This window comes from Micromonospora globbae (assembly GCF_003610785.1).
In the GTDB taxonomy this organism is placed as follows: domain Bacteria; phylum Actinomycetota; class Actinomycetes; order Mycobacteriales; family Micromonosporaceae; genus Micromonospora; species Micromonospora globbae.
This window is the reverse complement of record NZ_RAQQ01000011.1, coordinates 32,028-51,483: the sequence shown is the minus strand read 5'-3', so window position 1 is coordinate 51,483 and position 19,456 is coordinate 32,028. Positions and strand designations below refer to the sequence as shown.

Annotated in this window: 14 protein-coding genes; 9 read left to right on the top strand and 5 right to left on the bottom strand. The window is 73.4% G+C overall.

The annotated features are described in order from the left end of the window. Positions 1 to 179: 179 nt before the first annotated feature. The gene (locus D7I43_RS16410; protein WP_120329394.1) at positions 180 to 725 is read right to left on the bottom strand and encodes a plasmid pRiA4b ORF-3 family protein; all 546 of its coding nucleotides are present in this window, start codon (positions 723 to 725) and stop codon (positions 180 to 182) included. A 150-nt stretch (positions 726 to 875) separates the two neighbouring features. On the opposite strand from D7I43_RS16410, the gene D7I43_RS16405 reads away from it, so the two are divergent. The 9 genes from D7I43_RS16405 to D7I43_RS16365 all read left to right on the top strand — a co-directional run bounded on the left by D7I43_RS16405 (position 876) and on the right by D7I43_RS16365 (position 11,798). Next, entirely contained in the window at positions 876 to 1,622 is a 747-nt protein-coding gene (locus D7I43_RS16405) for a pyrimidine reductase family protein (protein ID WP_120329393.1), read from the top strand. 252 nt (positions 1,623 to 1,874) lie between these two features. Then, positions 1,875 to 3,626, top strand: coding sequence for an ATP-binding protein (locus tag D7I43_RS16400; RefSeq protein WP_120329392.1), 1,752 nt, complete (start codon positions 1,875 to 1,877; stop codon positions 3,624 to 3,626). 11 nt (positions 3,627 to 3,637) lie between these two features. Beyond that, the gene (locus D7I43_RS16395) at positions 3,638 to 4,786 is read left to right on the top strand and encodes an exonuclease SbcCD subunit D (RefSeq protein ID WP_120329391.1); all 1,149 of its coding nucleotides are present in this window, start codon (positions 3,638 to 3,640) and stop codon (positions 4,784 to 4,786) included. Beyond that, positions 4,786 to 7,260, top strand: coding sequence for an AAA family ATPase (locus D7I43_RS16390; protein WP_120329390.1), 2,475 nt, complete (start codon positions 4,786 to 4,788; stop codon positions 7,258 to 7,260). The genes D7I43_RS16395 and D7I43_RS16390 overlap by 1 nt, the downstream gene beginning before the upstream one ends. Further along, positions 7,257 to 8,231 carry a hypothetical protein gene (locus D7I43_RS16385; protein WP_120329389.1) on the top strand — a complete coding sequence of 325 codons (975 nt, stop codon included), beginning with the start codon at positions 7,257 to 7,259 and terminating at the stop codon, positions 8,229 to 8,231. The genes D7I43_RS16390 and D7I43_RS16385 overlap by 4 nt, the downstream gene beginning before the upstream one ends. A 165-nt stretch (positions 8,232 to 8,396) precedes the next feature. Next, positions 8,397 to 9,257, top strand: coding sequence for a spermidine synthase (locus tag D7I43_RS16380; protein ID WP_120329388.1), 861 nt, complete (start codon positions 8,397 to 8,399; stop codon positions 9,255 to 9,257). A gap of 226 nt (positions 9,258 to 9,483) precedes the next feature. After that, positions 9,484 to 10,170, top strand: a complete 687-nt coding sequence (locus D7I43_RS16375) for a sigma-70 family RNA polymerase sigma factor (protein ID WP_120329543.1) — start codon at positions 9,484 to 9,486, stop codon at positions 10,168 to 10,170. Further along, positions 10,167 to 10,949 (top strand): anti-sigma factor family protein, encoded by a 783-nt coding sequence (locus tag D7I43_RS16370; protein ID WP_120329387.1) that lies wholly within the window; start codon positions 10,167 to 10,169, stop codon positions 10,947 to 10,949. Before D7I43_RS16375 ends, D7I43_RS16370 begins: the two co-directional genes overlap by 4 nt. Positions 10,950 to 11,153: 204 nt before the next feature. After that, positions 11,154 to 11,798, top strand: a complete 645-nt coding sequence (locus tag D7I43_RS16365; protein ID WP_120329386.1) for a COG4315 family predicted lipoprotein — start codon at positions 11,154 to 11,156, stop codon at positions 11,796 to 11,798. Positions 11,799 to 11,878: 80 nt separating this feature from the next. Here D7I43_RS16365 and D7I43_RS16360 read toward each other — a convergent pair whose 3' ends face one another. The 4 genes from D7I43_RS16360 to D7I43_RS16345 form a co-directional block, all read right to left on the bottom strand. Beyond that, complete coding sequence (locus tag D7I43_RS16360) at positions 11,879 to 13,642, bottom strand: stealth family protein (RefSeq protein ID WP_204985217.1); 1,764 nt, start codon at positions 13,640 to 13,642, stop codon at positions 11,879 to 11,881. 21 nt (positions 13,643 to 13,663) lie between these two features. Further along, positions 13,664 to 15,901 carry a glycosyltransferase family 4 protein gene (locus D7I43_RS16355; protein WP_120329385.1) on the bottom strand — a complete coding sequence of 746 codons (2,238 nt, stop codon included), beginning with the start codon at positions 15,899 to 15,901 and terminating at the stop codon, positions 13,664 to 13,666. Further along, positions 15,898 to 17,349 carry a stealth family protein gene (locus tag D7I43_RS16350; RefSeq protein ID WP_204985216.1) on the bottom strand — a complete coding sequence of 484 codons (1,452 nt, stop codon included), beginning with the start codon at positions 17,347 to 17,349 and terminating at the stop codon, positions 15,898 to 15,900. The genes D7I43_RS16355 and D7I43_RS16350 overlap by 4 nt, the downstream gene beginning before the upstream one ends. A 155-nt stretch (positions 17,350 to 17,504) precedes the next feature. Then, entirely contained in the window at positions 17,505 to 19,445 is a 1,941-nt protein-coding gene (locus D7I43_RS16345; RefSeq protein ID WP_158610109.1) for a PLL family lectin, read from the bottom strand. Positions 19,446 to 19,456: the final 11 nt, after the last annotated feature.

The following is a 19,456-nucleotide window of genomic DNA, read 5'->3' as shown; positions in this document are numbered from 1 at the left end:
GGGGAGCCTCGGCCCCACGCGCCGGGAGCGCTCCCGTCGATGCGCGCATTGATCCGGGAGCGCTCCCATGAGATTGCGGGCACGTGTCGAGGGTGTCAATAGACCACTGGGAGCGTTCCCAGATTGTTACCGCCGACGAGAGGCCACGGGGCGGCGGCGCACGGCGCCTCCGCGGCGCGTCAGCAGAAGCGGCGAAGCAGGGTGGCGGCGCGGCCGGGATCGAACGCGGCCGGGTCGAAGGCGTCCCCCACCCAGTCCCGCATGGCGTGGTGCTCCGGGTGGCCGGGATCGGCCAGGGCGGCGAGCAGCGCCCGGTAGCCGGACACGCCGCCCACGTCCTCCGGCGGGCACGCCCGCTCACCGTCCAGGCAGGCCGGGTACCGCTCGTCCGGGTCGGCGGTGACCGCGTCCTCCACCACGACCTCGTGCTCCCACCAGTCGCCGAAGTCGTACGTGTACTCGAAGCGGCTGCCCTTGCCGAGCACCGCGTCGAGCCGGACGTCGAGTTCGTCGTGCAGCGCCAGCTCGCCGTCCGGGTCGGGCTCGCCGTACTGGAGGCCGTCGATCTCGAACGAGTGCAGGTGGCAGTCGCGCCAGCCCATCGCGTGCTGGATCACCCGGTGCAGCCGGTCGAGGGTGTAACCGGCCGGCACGAGCACCCGGCGCCAGACCGGCGGGCGGACCCCGACAAGGGAGATCCTCAGCTGGAAGATCTGACGCGGCATGCTGTCCCCCTCCTCCTCGGCATAGGCTGCGAGCATGATCTGCCGAGCGTGCCGGGCGAGGCGGCACGACGACTGTCCGGGGCGGAACTGGTGCGACTGCCAGCACCGTACCCCCCGACCGACCCCTCCGGTCACCGGTCCGGCCAGCGAATGAGCGTCGGAATCCCGATCGGCCGGATCTGGCCCGCGCCCCCGGCGCGACCCCTCGACGACGACGCGCTGACCGCGCTCTACGCGCGGGCCGACCGGCCGCGCCTGCGAATGAACTTCGTGACGAGCCTCGACGGCGCGGTGAGCGTGGACGGCTACTCGGCCGGCCTGTCCGGCGAGCCGGACAAGCGCGTCTTCGGCCTGCTCCGGATGCTCTGCGACGCGCTCGTGGTGGCCGCCGGGACGCTGCGGCACGAGGGCTACCGCGCGGTGCGCCTGGACGAGCGCCGACGCGCCTGGCGGCGGGAGCACGGCCTGCCCGAGTACCCCACCCTGGTGGTGGTCTCCGGCTCGCTCGACCTCGACCCGGCGCAGGCCGCCTTCGCCGACGCGCCGGTGCGCCCGCTGGTGCTCACCCGCGCCGAGGCTCCGCGCCGGCCCGACCTGGAGAAGGTGGCCGACGTGGTGCGCCTCGGCACCGACCGGGTGGACCTCGCCGCCGGGCTCGCGGAGCTACGCCGGCGCGGCCTCGGCCAACTGCTCTGCGAGGGCGGCCCCCAGCTGTTCGGCGCGCTCACCGCGGCCGACCTCGTCGACGAACTGTGCCTCACCGTCGCCCCGCTGCTGGCCGGCGCGGGGCCGGGCCGCATCGTCGCCGGTGAGCCGAGCCCGCCGCGGCGGCTCCCCCTGCGACACGTGCTCGCCGCGGACGACGGGACGCTGCTGCTGCGCTACGCGCGCGACTGAGGTCGGCGCCCGCGCCACCCACGACCGACGGGTGCCGGCACCCACGCCACGCGTGGCCGGCACGCGGGGCGAACGCCGGCCGTCGTGGCGGCGCCAACGCCGGCACCCACCGTGCCGGCGGGGTGACGCTGCGGCGGGGCGGCCACGTGCCGGCGTAATGTCCGCCGCGTCGCGTGGCGACCTGTCGTACTCCTCGGGCAGGATGCACCACGTGTGCGCCGACCGCGATGACCAGCCGACCGGAGTTGCCCGATGACCGATGACGGCTTCGACGGCCCTGGCGAGGGCGTCGGCCGGGTGCTCGGCACCGCCGACGCCACGCCACTGCAGTTCTGGACGGCCGTCTCCCCCGGCAGCTACCTGCAACTCGACGACGTGGTGGTGACCCGGCGCGAGCTGCCCGACCGCGAGCCGGTGACGATCGCCGGGGTGGTCACCCAGGTGCGCGCCCGGCACGAGGGCGCCCAGTTCGACTCGGACGTGTTCGCCATCGCCGACGGCACCCTCCCGGCCCAGGTGCAGGAGGCGGCCGAGGTGACGACCACGCGGGTCGACCCGGAGTTCTACGTGCCGCCGACTCCCGGCGCCGTGGTCCACCGGGCCGAGGGCGACGCCCGCGCCCGCGCGCTGCACTTCGACCGGATGGAGCGGCGGATCCCGATGGGGATGGGCCGCGACGGCGTGCCCGTCTACCTCAACGCCGACTTCCTCGACGGCACCCGCGGCGCGCACGTCTCCATCTCCGGCATCTCCGGCGTGGCCACCAAGACCAGCTTCGCCACCTTCCTGCTCTACTCGGTCTTCCGCTCCGGGGTGCTCGGCGGCGACGCGGTCAACGCCAAGGCCCTCATCTTCAACGTCAAGGGCGAGGACCTGCTCTTCCTCGACCACCCGAACGCCCGGCTCGACGACGACACCCGGGCCGCCTACGCGCGCCTCGGCCTCGACGCCGGCGCCTTCCCCGACGTCCGCGTCCACGCCCCGCCCCGGGTCGGCGACGCCTCGGGCACCCCCGACGTGAGCAGCCGGCTCACCGGGGTCGACAGCTTCTACTGGACGCTGTCGGAGTTCTGCGCCGACCGGCTCCTGCCGTACGTGTTCGCCGACGCCGACGACGAACGCCAGCAGTACACGATGGTGGTCCACTCGGTCACCGCCCACCTGGCCCGCTACGCGCAGCCCGCCGACGGCGGGGTGAGCATCGACGGGGTGCGGCTGGGCACGTACGCCGACCTGGTCGACCACGTCGTCGAGCAGTTGAACGACGACGAGGCCCGCGCCGAGTGGGCCGGCAGCGCCGTCGGCCTCGGCACGGTGAACGCCTTCGCCCGCCGCCTCATCGGCAGCAAGAAGGACCTGGGCCGCCTCATCCGGGGCGACCTGTCGACCCGGCGCCCGCACCGCATCAACACGGCCGAGAGCGCGCAGATCACCGTGGTCGACCTGCACAACCTGCCGGACCGCGCCCAGCGGTTCGTCGTCGGTGTGACGCTCAAGAGCGAGTTCGAACGCAAGGAGAAGGCCGGCACGGCGAAGCCGCTGCTCTTCGTCGTCCTCGACGAGCTGAACAAGTACGCGCCGCGGGAGGGCTCCTCGCCGATCAAGGAGGTGCTGCTCGACATCGCCGAGCGGGGCCGCTCGCTCGGCGTGATCCTGGTCGGGGCGCAGCAGACGGCCAGCGAGGTGGAGCGGCGGATCGTCACCAACTCGGCGATCCGCGTCGTCGGCCGGCTGGATCCCGCCGAGGCGTCCCGGCCCGAGTACGGCTTCCTGCCGCCGGCGCAGCGGCAGCGGGCCCTGCTGGCCAAGCCGGGCACCATGTTCGTCAACCAGCCGGACATCCCGGTCCCGCTCTGCCTGGAGTTCCCGTTCCCGGCCTGGGCGACCCGGGTGAGCGAGGCGGGCGGCGCGCCGTCGCCGACGCTCCGTTCGATCACCCAGTCGGCGGACCCGTTCGCGGTCGTGGGCTCGGGCGGCGGCACCGACGACGACATCCCGTTCTAGGGGGCGGCACCGTGAAGATCCTGCACACCTCGGACTGGCACGTCGGCAAGGTCCTCAAGGGCCGGTCCCGGGCCGAGGAGCACACGGCGGTGCTCGCGGGCGTCATCGACATCGCCCGCGCCGAGCAGCCGGACCTGGTCATCGTCGCCGGTGACCTCTACGACACCGCCGCGCCGACCCCCGAGGCGACCCGGCTGGTGACCCGCGCGCTCACCGCGCTGCGTCGGACCGGCGCGGACGTGGTGGCCATCGGCGGCAACCACGACAACGGCGCGGCGCTGGACGCGCTGCGGCCCTGGGCCGAGGCCGCCGGGATCACGCTGCGCGGCAGCGTCCGGGAGAACCCGGACGAGCACGTCATCGACGGCACGACCGCGGGCGGCGAGCGGTGGCGGCTCGCCGCGCTGCCGTTCCTGTCGCAGCGCTACGCGGTGCGGGCGGTCGAGATGTACGAGCTGACCGCCGCCGAGGCCAACCAGACGTACGCCGACCACCTGCGCCGCGTGCTCGGCCGGCTCACCGAGAGCTTCACCGAGGCCGGCCGGGTGCACCTGGTCACCGCGCACCTGACGGTCACCGGCGCGGCGACCGGCGGCGGCGAGCGCGACGCCCACACGGTGCTCGGCTACGCGGTGCCGGCCACCGTCTTCCCGACCACCGCGCACTACGTGGCGCTCGGCCACCTGCACCGCGCCCAGCGGGTCGACGGGCCCTGCCCGGTCCGCTACAGCGGAAGCCCTCTCGCCGTGGACTTCGGGGAGCAGGAGAACGTGCCCTCGGTGACGATCGTGGAGGTCACGGCCGACACCGCCGCCCGGGTGCGGGAGGTGCCGGTGACCGCGGCGGCGGCCCTGCGCACCGTCCGGGGCACCCTGGCCCAGCTCGCCGAACTCGACCAGCCGGACGCCTGGCTGCGGGTGTACGTGCGCGAGCAGCCCCGGGCCGGGCTGCGCGAGGAGGTGCAGGAGCTGCTGCCCCGGGCGCTGGAGATCCGGATCGATCCGGAGCTGGTGCCCGCGCCGGGCAGCGGCACCCGGGTGGCCCAGCGCTCCGGCCGCTCGCCGCGCGACCTGTTCGCCGACTACCTGGCGAGCCGCGGGCACGCCGACGAGGACGTCCAGCGGCTCTTCGACGAGCTGCTCGAGGAGGTCGACCACTGATGCGACCCATCCGGCTGGACATGGCGGGCTTCACCGTCTTCCGGGACGAGACCACCGTCGACTTCACCGACGCGGACTTCTTCGCGCTGGTCGGCCCCACGGGTTCGGGCAAGTCGACGGTGCTCGACGCGATCTGCTTCGCGCTCTACGGCACGGTGCCGAGGTGGGGCGGCACCCGGGGGCTGGCGAACGCGCTCGCCCCGTCCGCCGCCGAGGCCCGGGTGCGGCTCGTCTTCGAGTCCGCCGGGGCCCGCTACGTGGCCACCCGCGTCGTCCGGCGGGACAGCCGGGGCAACGTGAAGACCGCGAACGCGGGGCTGCAGCTGATGCCGGCCGGCTTCGACGTCACCAAGCTCGACACCGGGCTCAGCCCGGAGGATCTCGGCGAGGTGGTGGCGGGCACGCCGGCCGAGATGGACGAGGCCGTGCTGGAGGCGGTCGGCCTGCCGTACGAGCAGTTCACGAGCTGTGTGTTGCTGCCGCAGGGGCAGTTCGCCGACTTCCTGCACGCCAAGCCGGCCACCCGGCAGCAGATCCTCGTCAACCTGCTCGGCCTCGGCGTGTACGAGGAGGTGCAGAAGCGGGCCACGGCCCGCGCCGCGCAGGCGGAGGCGAAGCTGGAGGCGGTCGACCAGCTTCTCGCCGGACTCACCGACGTCGACGACGACGCGCTCGCCCGGGCCACCGCGCAGGCGGACCGGATGCGGGAGCTGGCCGCCGCGGTCTCCGACGCCGTACCCGAGCTGGAGGCGGCCCGGGCGACGGCGCGGGACGCCGCCGCCGCCCTCGATGCCCTGGACGCCGAGCTGGCCGTGCTGGGCGCGGTCCGGGCGCCGGACGGGATCGCCGAGGTGGCCCGGGCGGTGACGACCGCGCGCGCCGAGGCCGAGGCGGCGGCGCGCGCCGTGTCGCTGGCCGAGGAGCGGGAGGAGAAGCTGCGCGGCGAGCTGGCCGCCGCCGGCGACGAGAGCGCGCTGCGACGGCAACTGGACGCGTACGCCGAGCGGGAGAAGGTGGCCGGCCAGGTCGAGACGGTCCGCGCGGCGATGGAGGCGGCCGAGGCCGAGCACGAGGCGGCCGCCGAGGCGCTCGCGCAGGCCCGGGCGGCCGCGGAGCGGGCCGAGGAGGAGCTGGCGGCGGCGTTCCGCGCCCACGAGGAGGCGAAGGCCACGGACCAGGCCATGGCGCTGCGGGCGCACCTCATCGACGGGGCGCCTTGCCCGGTGTGCGAGCAGGTGGTGACCGACGTGCCGGCCGTGCCGGCCGGGTCGGCGGTGGCCCGGGCGGTGGAGGCGGGCAAGGCCGCGCGGGCGGCGAGCGAGGCGGCCAAGCGGGTCGTGCAGGAGCGCGACGCGGCCGCCCGGGAGCTGGACCGGGTGCTGCTGCGCGTACGCACCGAGCACGACGGCCTTCGCTCCCGCCTGGCCGAACTGGACGACCGGCTCGCCGGAGCTCCCACGGCCGACAGCCTGCGGGAGCGGCTGGCCGAGCACGCCCGGCTGCGGCGGGCCCTCGACGAGGCGGCCGCCGGCGTCCGGGCCGGCCGGGAGGCCGCGCGGCGCGCCCGGGGCACGCTGGACACGGCCGAGGAGCGGATGCGGGCGTCGTGGCGGCGCTTCGACGGCACCCGCGACGGGCTGGCCCGCTTCGGCCCGCCGGCCGCCGACCGGGACGACGTCGCCGCCGCGTGGGCCGCGCTCGCCGACTGGGCCGGCGCCGAGGCGCGCCGCCGGGAGACGGAGCGGTCCGGTCTCGCGGCGGCCGTCGCCGAGGCCGAGCAGGCCGCCACGGCGGTGGCGGAGCGGATCGCGGGCATCCTCACCGACGCCGGCCTGCCGGCCACCGACGACCCGGTCCGCGCCGCGACGGTCGCCGTGGAGCGGGCCGAGGCCGACCGGCGCCGGCTGGTGGAACGCCGCGAGCAGGCCGCCGAGCTGCGCGAGCAGCGCGCCGGGCACGAACGCGCGGCGCAGGTGGCCCGCGCGCTCGCCGGTCACCTGCGGGCCAACAACTTCGAGCGGTGGTTGCTCGCCGAGGCGCTGGACCTGCTGGTCGACGGGGCGTCGCGGATCCTGCGGGAGCTGTCGGGCGGCCAGTACGACCTCGTGCACGACAAGGGTGAGTTCTTCGTCGTGGACCACCACGACGCGGGGCTGCGCCGGGGCGTGCGCACCCTGTCCGGGGGCGAGACGTTCCAGGCGTCCCTGGCCCTCGCGCTCGCCCTCTCCGAACAGCTCGCCGGGATGTCCACCACGGCGGCGAGCCTCGAGTCGATCGTGCTCGACGAGGGCTTCGGCACCCTGGACGCGGCCACCCTCGACACGGTCGCCGCCACGCTGGAGAACCTCGCCGCCCGGGGCGACCGGATGGTGGGCGTGGTCACCCACGTGCCGGCGCTGGCCGAGCGGATCCCGGTGCGCTTCGAGGTCCGCAAGGACGCCCGGTCGGCCCGGGTGGAACGGGTGGGCCGGTGACGGCGCCCGGCGGGCGGTTCTACGTCGACGCGTGGGACCCGTCGTACGGGGCGTCGTTCGAGGCGACCGCGACCGGCCCGGCCGCGCCCAGCAGCGCGCAGGTCGAGACGGACGCCGAGCTGCCGGCCGTGGACTGGCGGGCCATCGACGTACGGGCCGGGGTGCGCGCGCCCGACGTGGTGCTGCTCGTGGACGGGGTGCGCCGCATCGACGCGAGCATCTGGACGGCCGAGGAGGACGGCGGTTCCTTCCCCGGCCTCGCCGCCTCGTACGCCGCCGGGGTGGTCCGCTGCGACCTGGAACGCGGCTCGGCGCAGCTGGCCGGTACGCGGGTCGGCCGGGGCCTGTTCACGGCGAGCCCGTCGGCGCGGGACGTGGTGGCCGGGTCGGTGCGCTACCCGGTGCACCGGGTCGGCGGCACCGGGGAGCTGGCGAAGCTGCCCGCCGCCGTGCAGGGGCCGCTGACCGCGCTCGAGGTGGCCGTCTCCGACGCGGTGCGCACCGACGGGGACCTGCTGGTGGTGGACGGGCCGCTGCGCAGCCGCCGGAACCTGCCGCGCACCCTCGGCTACATCAAGACGCAGCACAGCCAGTACCTGGACGCGCGGCTCACCGCGGTGGTGACGGGTCTCGCGGCCGGGCAGCGCTCGCCGGTGTTCCGCGTCGGCACCGCCTGGGGCGGGTGGTCCTGGTACCTGCGGCTGCCCGTGTCGGCCGGCGCTCCCTGGGCGGGCATCGTCCGTGTGGAGTGCTCCCCCGACCTCGACGTCACCGAGGCGATCGAGCTGGCCGACCTCTCCCTGGTCACCCTCCCCCGCTTCGCCTCCACCCCGTACAAGGACCCGCGTGCCCCGCAGAACCTCATCCCGATCGCGGGCCTCGAACGGCGGCTGCGCGGGCTGCTCGGCGACGCCCGGCTGCTGCACCGCGCGCTGACGGCCGCCGCCCGGGCCGGCACGGCCCGCCGCTGACGCCGCTCCTCGGATCGCCCTTGATCCGGGATGTCGTCGTCCCGCACCGGCCGGGCGACCACGACATCCCCGATACCGCGTGATCGTGAACCTGTCCGCCCCGCCGAGGGACGATAAGCGGCCGGCGCGGACGCGACCGGCGAGGGCGGCCGGGATACTGGGCGGGTGGGGCGCAGGCGCAGCGGCGACGACCGGGTGGTCGAGCAGGTGGGGACCGGGCAGGCGGAGCTGGTCCCCGACCGGGACCGGGCCGGCTCGTGGACCCTGCTGCTGGACGGGGCGCCGCAGTCGCACGTCGACCTGACCGACCCGACCCACCTGGAGTTCGAGTACGTCCGGCGGCTGGCGACCGCCGTCGACCTCATCGCCCCCGCGGGCGCCCCGCTGCGGGTGCTCCACCTCGGCGGCGGGGCCCTCACCCTGCCCCGGTACGTCGCCGCGACCCGGCCCGGCTCCACCCAGCGGGTGGCGGAGGTCGACGGCGCCCTCGTCGAGCTGGTCCGCCGCGTGCTCCCGTGGCCGGCCGACCCCCGGCTGCGCGTACGGGTGGGGGACGCGCGGGAGGTGCTCACGGCCAGCCGCGACGCCAGCTACGACGTCGTGGTCGCCGACGTGTTCGCGGGTGCCCGCACCCCGGCGCACCTGACCTCGGTCGAGTACGCCGCCGAGGTGGCCCGCGTGCTCCGCCCGGCCGGCTGGTACCTGGCGAACCTGGCCGACGGTCCGCCGCTGCGGCACGCCCGCCGCCAGGTCGCCACGGTCCGCGCGGTGCTCCCCCACGCCGCCCTGATCGGCGACGCCGCCGTGCTGCGCGGGCGCCGCTACGGCAACCTGGTGCTGCTGGCCGGGCGGGCCGAGCCCCCGGTGCCCGAGTTGACCCGGCGCGCCGCCGGCGACTGGTTCCCGGGCCGGGTCGTCGCGGGGGACGACCTCGACCGCTTCGCGGGCGGCGCCGGCGTCGTCCACGACGCCGACGCGACCCCGTCCACACCGCCCCCGCCCGGTCTGTTCGCCACCGGCCGCTGACCCGCCCGCTCCGGCGTCCACTCGCGACACCCGCGTCCGCGCCGTTGGGGCGGACGGTCGGCGCAGGGCGCCACCGCGCAAGGACCGTGCGCGGCCGGTCGGCGGATCGTCGCGTCCGCATCGAAAATTCTTCGTCCGCCGTTGATCCGCTCGCGCCGGTCGCCCGTACCACCGGGCGGCCCAACCCCGAGGGCCGTTGTGGTCGGTGGACACCCCGGAGGTCTGCATGCACGCGGTGGCGGCCGGTTGGCACGGCGATGTGGTCCGGACGGACTGGATGTCCGCGCGGTCCCAGTCGCGGCCGGCCCGGCGGGGGGTCGACCCGCGGTCGGCGCCTCGCCAGAATGAGCCGGTGACGCCGCGACCGGCGCCCGGACGCCACCAGGCGGTGTCCAGCGAGGCGAGCCACTCCGACCAGTTGGTCCGGCTGCTGTACGCCGAGCACGCCGGCCCGCTGCTGGCGTTCGTCATGCGGCTCACCGGCGGCGACCGGCAGCGCGCCGAGGACATCGTGCAGGAGACCCTGCTGCGGGCGTGGCGCAACGCGCACCGCCTGGGCGCGCAGGGTCAGACGTCGCTGCGTCCGTGGCTGGTCACCGTGGCCCGGCGGATCGCCATCGACGAGCACCGCAGCGAGCAGGCGCGGCCGGCCGAGACGTACGACCGGGACCTGACCGCGTTCGCCGAGGCCGACAGCACCGACCAGGTACTACGCACGATGACCGTGGCGGACGCGCTGCGTACGCTGAGCCAGTCGCACCGGGAGATCCTGGTCGCGACGTACTTCCGGGGGCGGACCGTGCCGGAGGCGGCGGAGGAGCTGGGGCTTCCCCTCGGCACCGCGAAGTCGCGGGTGTACTACGCGCTGCGTGCGCTGCGCACGGCTCTGCAGGAACGGGGGGTGACAGGATGAGCCGCGCGGACCACATGGATGTCGCCGCGTACGCGCTCGGGGTGCTGGACGAGCAGGACACGGCGCGCTTCGAGGAGCACCTCGCCACCTGCTGGGCGTGCGCCGCCGAACTGGAGACGATGGTGCCGGTGGTCGGGCTGCTCTCCGGCATCGACGGCGAGACGATGACGGCCCTGGAGCAGACGGCGACGGACCCGCGGCTGCTCGACCGTACGCTGATGGCGGTCCGCGCCGACCGGCGGCGGACCCGGCTCCGGCAACTGCTCGCCACGGCGGCGGCGGTCGTGGTGCTCGGCGGTCTGACCGCCATCGGGTTCCACAGCGTGCTGGAGGACGTGGGGCCGACCGACGTGGTGGCCGAACCGAGCGTCACGGCGCCGGTCGACGTGCCTCCCACGCCCGGTTCCCCGCCCACCGGGCCCGGCATCGGCGGCCCGAACGAGGTGGAGGGCGACCAGGTCACGGCGACCGACGCCACGACCGGTGTGACGGCCACCATGTTCCTCGTCGAGCGTGACTACGGCACCCAGATCAACTTCAGTCTCGGGCGGCTGCCCGGCCCGCGCACCTGCCGTCTCGTGGTGGTCCGTGCGGACGCCGGCAGCGAGGTCGTGTCCACCTGGTCGGTCCCCGAGTCGGGATACGGGACGAACACGCGGGCGCAGGAGCTGGAACTCACCGCGGCGACGGCGGCGAAGAAGGACCAGATCAAGCAGATCCAGGTGCAGTCGGTGGACGCGCGCGGGGTGGCGAGCCCGCTGGTCACCGTGAAGCCGTAACACCCGTACGACACCCGTCGACGCCGGCTCCCGCAATGGCCGGCGTCGATTTGTCGTTGACCGGACAACCGTGCTGTACGCGCACACGCAGGAATCGGCCGATCGGTTCACGGCTCTCCTATGAAATTGACCACGGTTACTACCTCAACCTTGACAGCCCCGCCTCCGTACTCATCGGTGAACTGCGAGAAACGAGGAGGGCACGTGGCACAGATGAAGCGGACCGCCGTGGTCGTCGCGAGCGCGATGGTCGCCCTGACGGCCTGCGCTCCGGCGGGCTACCGCCCAGCCGATCCCGCCGCGGCCGAGCCGGTCGCCGTCGCCGCGGCCGAGCCCACCGCGTCGGCCGAGCCGAGCCCGTCCGCCGAGCCCGTGGCCGACGCGCCACCGGCGGACGTGGAACTGACCGAGGAACTCAACGGCAAGAAGGTGCCCCGCATGGGCAAGGTGGTGACCGACCAGGACGGCTGGATCCTCTACCGCTTCGACAAGGACACCGCCGACCCGTCCTCGTCGAACTGCGTCGACACCTGCGCGGAGGTGTGGCCGCCGGCGCTGACCGACGGCAACCCGCAGCTCAGCGGCGTCTCGGACGACAAGGTCGGCACCATCACCCGGCAGGACGGCACCCGGCAGCTCACGCTGGGCGGCTGGCCGCTGTACCGGTACATCGGGGACAAGAAGCCCGGCCAGTGGAAGGGCCAGGGCGTCAGCGGCACCTGGTTCGTGGTCGCCCCGGACGGCAAGAAGAACCTGACCTGCCTCCCGGAGGGCACCCCGAAGCCCGTGGCGCCGCCGTCGGACAGCGGGGGCGACTCGGACGCCGGGGACTCCGGCTACAACTACTGACCCACGGACACGGTGGCCGGTCGCAGCCGGGGAGGGCGCGGCCGGCCATCGTCATGCGGCGACGGGGAATCCCGGCCCCGTCAGGCCCTCTCCCAGGGGCTGGGCACCGGGAAGTAGGTGTCCAGGAAGGGCGTGAGGATCTTCAGCTGCCGTTCCAGGTCCTCCTCGGTGGAGAACGCGTCGTTCAGGCAGAAGACGTGCCGGTCGCGGCGGGCCAGCAGGTGCGCGAGCCGCGCGGGGGTGTCCGGATTGGACAGCTCGGCGATCGTGTACGTGAGGTCCCCGGGCACCGCGCGGCCGGTGTGGAAGGCGTAGTAGTGGTGCAGGGACGAGGCGACCGAGATGTCGGTCATGTTGCGGAACCGGCTCGCCATGGTCCGCCGGTGCTCCTCCGGGAACTCCCGCTCGATCTCCCACAGCACGCTGCGTCGCAGCGCGTGCGGCATGTGCTTCATCTTGCGGCTGAGCACCGAGCCGAACCGCTCGCCGATGAGCGTCCGGTTGTTCTTCCCGGCCGCGGACGACGGGATGTCCTCGGCGGTCGGGGCGCCCGGCGGCACAAGCGCCGGCGACGGGAAGAACCGGGACAGCCCGTTGCCCAGGAAGAAGTCCCGGGGCAGCACGTCCGTGCCGAGGAAGACGTCGTCGTTGAAGTACAGGAAGTGCTCGGAGAGGCCGTCGATGTGGTGCAACTGGCTCTCGATGGCGTGGGAGTTGTAGGTGGGCAGGACCGAGGGATCGGCGAAGATCTCGCGGTGACTGACCACCCGCAGACCGGGGGCCGACTGGTCCAGCCACGGCGGCACCTGGTCGTCGGTGACCAGGTAGATGTGCCGCACCCAGGGTGCGAACAGGTGCACCGACCGCAGCGAGTACCGCAGCTCGTCGCGGCTGAGGAACCGCGCGGCGCTCGCCGCCTCGGCGTGGTAGGGCATCCCCGTCACCTCGGCGCGGCGGCGCAGCCAGTCCGGGTCCGTGCCGTCCACCCAGGTGTAGACGATGTCGATCGGGAACGTCACGTCCTCGGGGAGCCGCCCCGCGAACTCGGCCCGGGTGCGGACGGTGGCGGGAGCCGACGCCGGCACCAGGCCGGTGAACACCGACTCGGACGCCAGGACCGTCGGGGAGGTCGCCACCACCTGCTCGGCCACCGGGTTGGGTCGCGGGGCGACGAGCGCGTCACCCTGCCGCGTCCAGAACTCGACGTCACACCCGTACGCCTGGCCCAGCACCAACCGCTGCCGGGGGTCGGTCCAGTACCAGACCAGCCGCAGCACCGGGACGTCACCGAGGCGCCGCCACACCTGCGCCTCGAAACCCGGCGCCGCTGGACGACCCGACGACTCCTCACCGCCGCGCAGGACGTACCCGGGCACCCGGGCGCAGGCCGCCGCGAGCGCCGCGTACACCCGGTCGCGGTCCGCGGCGTCGACAGCCACGACGGACGAGCGCTCGGACCGCCCGCGCACCCGGAAGTACGGCACGCCCGCCTCGTCCAACGCCTCGGTCACCGCGGCCACGTTGCCCGTGCGGGCCATTGCCGGCGTGACGTCCGGCCGGACCCGCGCCACCTTGGGGCCGCGGTCCGCCGTGACCACCACCCGGTCCCCGCCGGCCAGCAGCTCCGGCTGGCGGCGGGCCAGCCGCTCCCCCCGCCGTCCCGCCACCTGGTTTTCGACGGACGCGCGGGCCACCCACTGCTTCAGCTGATGGCGCGTCTGCGGGCTGACCTTCTTGGCGATGGCACGACGCGTCTGCGGGCTCAGCACCCGCCGGTAGACGCCGACCAACCGCGAGGGCTCGGCCACCGCTCGCGGGATCTCCGGCTGGCCCTGTTCGCTCACCTCGTCCTCCTTGCGTCCCCACTACGGCCGGTCGACGACCACGAGCGACAGCTCGCTCTCCAAGGTGTAGAAGGGACGCACCCGCACCGTCGAGGCCGGGTCCTCCTCGACCAGGTCCAGCTCCACCTCGTCGGGCAGATAGATCTCCGGGTAGGTGTAGACCTGCTTCTTGTCGACGACATCGTCGAGGAACCGTCCGAGCCGCACCTCGTCCGAGCCGTCCGGCTGGAGGAAGATATCCCAGTCCTCGTACCGGCCGAGCCGCAGGTCGGCCAGCGTGGCAAGGGGCACCACGAGGGTCGGGGTCCCGTCGGTCGCAGTCACGATGGGCACGGTGAGCGAGTCGGGCCGGTCACCGCGGCGACGGAGCACCGCGGTGCGTGGCGTGCGCGGTCCGTACCAGGTGAACGAGACCATGACGGCCTCACCGTCGAGGAGGATCTGGCGGACCTCGGCATGGACGCCCCGTACCCAGCTTCGTACCGCGAGGAAGCCGTCAGTGGTGCGGTAGGGAACGTGTGCCCGCACCCCGAACGGTTCTCCGGTGAGTTCACCCTCCGGCCCGCCTGCCAGGACCCGACTGTCGAGTTGGCGCGGGCGAGCGCGGCGCCGGCCACCCTTCCCGCTCCGGAGATAGACATTCCACCGGCCCTCGGACAATGCGGCCGCGTCGAGCGTGCTCACCTGCCGGAGCCCGTCGGCTGACGGAGACAGAACCACCTCGACGACCTCACGGTCGTCGCGATTCTGGAGCACGATCGCGGCATCGTCCGCGACGAGCGTCGCGTCCACGGACCATTGCAGTCCCAGGTCGGGCAGGACGAGACAATCCACGGGCGGACCGTCGTTGGAAGCCGAGGCGCGGCGCCGGATGGCCTGCTGCAAGCGGGTGCTGGTGCCGCGGACACGCCGCACCCGGCTCAGCCGCACGAGGGCCCCGATGCTCGCCCGCCGGGCGACGTCGTTCGCCGCGATCCCCCTCAGCAACGGATCGGCGAGGGCCCGGACCAGGTCCGGCTCGCGGAGCAGCTCCCCACCTCGGGCGAGGACCGACCGGGCCAGGCCGCTGCGTTGCGGACGCCGTGCGGACCGACGGGGTCGGGGCACTTCGTTCCGGCGCGCTGCGAGCACTTCCGCGCAATCCGCCAGGAACTGGGCCGCCAGGTTGGCCGGATCGAAACGGACGGAGTTCGCGAGTGCGATCTTGCCCATCCGGGCCCGCAGCGCGTCGTCGCGCATCAACGTTCGCAGCGCGATGGCGTAGGCGTCGAAATCGTCGGTGGGAACCAGGATCCCGTCCTCGCCGTCGTCGATGATCTCACGCGGGCCGACCGGACAATCGGTGCTGACAACCGGAAGGCCGAGACGCATGGCCTCGACGATCGTCATGCCGAAGGACTCGCGCTCGGACGAGACCGCAGCTATCGACCCCTTCACCCACTCGGTCGACATGTCGTCCCGGCGCCCCATGAGGTGGACCCGGTCATAGAGACCCAGCTCGCGGATCAACGCGGCGAGCGCCGGGCGCTGCGCGCCGTCGCCGTAGATCCGCAACGTCCATCCGGGGCAGTCGGCGCTCGCCAGGGCGAAGGCGGTGATCAAGCGGTCGTACCGCTTGATCGGGTCGAGCCGGCCGGCAGCCACCACGATGCGACCCCGCCCGTCAGTGGGCGGTACCGCGGGCGGTGGGGAGGCGTTCGGCAGGATCCTGATCCGGGTGCCGGGCACCGGATTTCCCACGCGGAAAGCCTCAGCGTCCGCTCTCGTCACCGTGTACGCGAGGTCGATGCGCGGGTAGTACCGACGAATGTCGGCCTTCAACTCGTCGTCGATGAGGTCCTGCGTCATGTGCTCCTGGGCCACGCGGACGGTGTGGTCGGGGGCGTACCGGGCGACGGCGATGTTGAGCCCGGGACGGGTTCCCACGACGACATCCGCGTCGGTGCGGCGCAGGTAGGTGATCAGCCGCTCGTCCGTTAGCCGGCTGTAGTGCAGGTGGAACTCCTCGCTCGGCGGAATCAGGCTCGACGGCTCCCGGTGCCGGGGGTCGGACCGGTCGGGTCGCCGCGGCCTGGTGTCGACCAGCGGAACCACGCTGACGCGCTCGTCGATGTCGAACATCGTCCGGTCCAGCCGCCGGAACACCGACACCAGTTCGACCTCGTGGCCGCCCTCGACCAGCGCGGTGGCCAGGTTCAGCACCGCCCGGTTGGTGCCGCCCACGCCGTACATGTTGTGGATGACGAAGGCGAACTTCACGACTGGCCCGCCGACTCGTACGGGCTGGGCACCGGGAAGTAGGCCTCCAGGAACGGCTCCAGGATGGCCATCTGCTGCTGGAGTTCCGCGTACGTCGAGAACGCGTCGTTGATGCAGAAGGTGTCCCAGTCCCGGCGGGCCTCGGCACGCTTGAGCCGCGCCGCCAGGTCCGGTACCGCGAGCTGCACGTAGCCGTAGTTCACGCGGCCCGGCAGCGCTCGACCGGTGAGGAAGGCGTAGTAGTGGTGCAACGAGTACGTGATGGTGAGATCTGTGGGGCTGCGGAACCTGCTCCGCATCGTCGCCGCGTACTCCGCCGGGAACTCCCGCTCGATCTCCGCGAGGATGCTCCGCCGCAGCGGGTACGGCACATGCTGGCTGCCCTGGGTCAGCGTACGGCCGAACCGTTCCTCGATGAGCCGTCGGTTGTTCTTGATCATCGCGTCGACGGGGCTGTCGAGGCTCGTTATCGGGCCGATCGGGATTCGGTTCTGGGACAGGAAGAACTTGGTGTTGCCGTTGGCGAGGAAGAAGGTCTGCGGTGCCAGCGGCCGTCCGAAGAACATGTCGTCGTTCAGATAGAGGAAGTGCTCGGCGAGACCCTCGATGTTGTGCAGTTGACTTTCAATGGCACAGGAATTGAAGGTGGGCAGCGCGGTCGGGTCCTTGAAGATGTCCTCGTGGTTGACGAGGAAGATGTTGCCGGCACTCAGATCGAGCCAGGCCGGACGCTGCCGGTCGGTCACGATGTAGATGTTGCGGACCCACGGGGCGTTGAGGTGAAGCGACCGGAGGGAGTACTTCAACTCGTCTCGATTGATGTAGCGCGAGTCGCTCGCGGCCTCGGCGTGGAACGCCTCGCCCTTCTGCTCCGCACGGCGGCGCTGCCATTCCGGATCCGCGCCGTCGACCCAGGTGTAGACGACGTCGATGGGAAAATCGATGTCGTCCGGGAGGGAGAGGTCGAACTCCGGGCGGGTGCGGAAGCGCGGGCCCGGCTTGACCGTGGAGGCCAGCCGCGTGAAACGGTGCTCGCCGGCCTCGACCGGCAGCCCGGCCGTCGAGACCGCGAACATCATCCTGTTGCGGCGGGGCGCACGCAGGACGCCGGCGTTCCGGTCCGGCCTCCAGAACTCGATCTCGCACCCGTACGCGACGCCCAGGATCAACTTCCCCGTCGGGTCCGATCGGAACCAGGTGACCTTGACAGCACGGGCTGCTTGCAGATCGGCCCAGGCACTCGGGTCAGCCGCATCCCGCAACGAGTTGACGATCGGCGGCTTGGGCAGCACCTGACTCACGTAGCATGGGCCCGCGGCGCCGAGCTTCTCCAACGCACCGAGAGCGGCGGTCCGGTCGTCCTCGCTGACGCCGACCACCGGCGTCCGGTCGTCCATGCCCCGGACGAGGAAGTAGTCGACCCCGTGCGCCTCCAGTGCCGCGGTCACCGCCGTGACGTTGAGCTGGCGTGCGAGTAGTGGGGTGAGGCCGGGATGCACGTGCGCACTCCGGCGCCCCCCGTCCACCAGCACCTCCCGGATGTCGGAACCAACCGGTCGGACGGACGGGGCCGCCGATGGCTCATGCGTGGGGGGCGTGAGGGTCACTGTGCTTCCTTCATCAACGTGACGGACGAGGCCGCCTGGTCCACCAGGAGAATAAGCAGCCCACCGCCGGCGGAGACCGCGAGCACGATCGGCCGGCCGGCCGAGTCGATCGACACGGCGTGGCTACCGGCGATCGGGGTCGGGTGGCGCATCCACGCGCCGCGGCCGCGGCCGTCGAGGTCCACCCAGGTCACACTCGTCGCTGAGTCGTCGTCCCGGACGGCCACCAACACGGCGTCGGCGCCCGGTACGAACTGGGCGGCGATCGGCCCCGGCCCGCCGTGCCCGCCGAGATCCACGGGACTGCACAGATCCCACCCCGTGGCCCCGAATGCGCGGAGCGACACGACCGAGGCGCTGTCCCGGCGCCGGTAGAACATCATCCGGTCGCCGCCGGGCAGTGCCACGACGGTGGGCGGACCCGCCGGCGCCTCGGTCGGAATCACCGAAAACGCGGCATCGCCGCCCGACGGGCGGATGAGCCAGCGGGCGACACCGGTCCCTGCCGCCGCGAGCACCTCGACTGATCCATCGTCCAGCGCGAGCGCGGTCAGCCCGTCCTGGACGCCCTCGCCGCCAAGGTCTCGCCAGGGTGTCCAGGTCGAGTCCTGGTAGAGGCGAGCGCTCGCCCCCTTGCCGGCGTTGCGGACGAGCACCAGCAGGCGGCCGTCGCCAAGCGGAACCACCTGCGGCATTCCGACGTGCCGCCGCTTCGCCGGCGCGCTCGTCGGGGCGGGGTTGCCCAGCGACTCCCACCGCGAGTTCCGGACGTCGCCCGAGGCCGGCACCACGGTCGTCCACAGATCCCGCACGTGCCGGTCGGGGTCGGCGGCCAGTCCCTGATGGACGGCGAAGAGACGCCAGCCCGCGTCTCCGTGCGGCACCACGTCCACGTGGGGAAGCAGCAGTCCGCCCCCCGGCACCGGCCGGCTCTCCAGGAACCCGCCGTGGCGGGCCTCGCGCCATTGCACGACCCGCCCGCCACGCACGGCGAACGCGGAGAGCGTTCCGTCCGACGCGGGACGAGCCCACGAGCGCGAGCCGGGATAGCGCAGGGTGGTGCCGGAGGCGTTACCGGCGGCGATCGGGTCACCGCTCACCTTCCGGTCGCCGAGGCCAGCGGGATCGCCGGTCGGGCGGCGGTCCGCCCAGCCGTACACGTCCTTGTACCGCTGCTTGCTGGTACGCCCCTCAGGGCTGAGGTTCGACGGCCACCGCCGCACGTAGTATCCGCGAAACGCCTCGACGGAGGTCTGCCCGCCACCCCCCTCAGCGAACCACCGGCTGGCCGCCCCGTAGGTGAACAGCGCGGTAACGGTGTGGAAGATGTGGTCAGAGTAGTTCCCGGAATCCGCGTGGCGGGGGTTCGCCTCGTCGTGCACCTGCCAGTCGGGATCCGGATCCATCGTCCACAGGAGGGTGGGTTCGAAGGACCGCAGAAGCATCACGAGCGATTCGATGAGGCCTTCCCGTGAGTAGGCGTGCGTCCCGGTCACCGGTGACCCGAGCGGGATCATCGTCGGCGTGGACGCTGCCTGCCCGGACCAGAGTTCCGGAAGCGACCCGGTCCCCGCAGCGGCGTCCGGCGGGGGCGAGCACCACAGGTTGAGCGACACCAGCCGGATGTGCGGAGCGTCGACCAGGACCGACACGTCGGCCTCGGCGCCGCCGTCCAGGACCACCACCTCACGGTGCCACTGTGCGTCCCGGTCGCCCAGCACCATGTCGGCGTACGCGCAGCGCAACCCGTTGTACCGGGCGGCCGCGAAGCCCTCGAAGTCGACCGGTGTCGCGGCGTGCTCCCGGGTGCCGCCCGGCGCGTTGCGGCCGTCGGCCTCGCCGGCGGTCAGGCAGACGGTCAGGTGGGCCTCGTTGCTTCGCAACTGGCTGACCAGCAGAGGGTTGAGGAAATAGAGGTCGTCGTCCTGGTGAGCCATGACGACCATCG

Bases quoted from the DNA above. Each gene is read 5' to 3' on its own strand.
- D7I43_RS16410 (WP_120329394.1), bottom strand. From the start codon at position 725: ATGCCGCGTCAGATCTTCCAGCTGAGGATCTCCCTTGTCGGGGTCCGC.
- D7I43_RS16405 (WP_120329393.1), top strand. From the start codon at position 876: ATGAGCGTCGGAATCCCGATCGGCCGGATCTGGCCCGCGCCCCCGGCG.
- D7I43_RS16400 (WP_120329392.1), top strand. From the start codon at position 1,875: ATGACCGATGACGGCTTCGACGGCCCTGGCGAGGGCGTCGGCCGGGTG.
- D7I43_RS16390 (WP_120329390.1), top strand. From the start codon at position 4,786: ATGCGACCCATCCGGCTGGACATGGCGGGCTTCACCGTCTTCCGGGAC.
- D7I43_RS16375 (WP_120329543.1), top strand. From the start codon at position 9,484: ATGCACGCGGTGGCGGCCGGTTGGCACGGCGATGTGGTCCGGACGGAC.
- D7I43_RS16370 (WP_120329387.1), top strand. From the start codon at position 10,167: ATGAGCCGCGCGGACCACATGGATGTCGCCGCGTACGCGCTCGGGGTG.
- D7I43_RS16345 (WP_158610109.1), bottom strand. From the start codon at position 19,445: ATGGCTCACCAGGACGACGACCTCTATTTCCTCAACCCTCTGCTGGTC.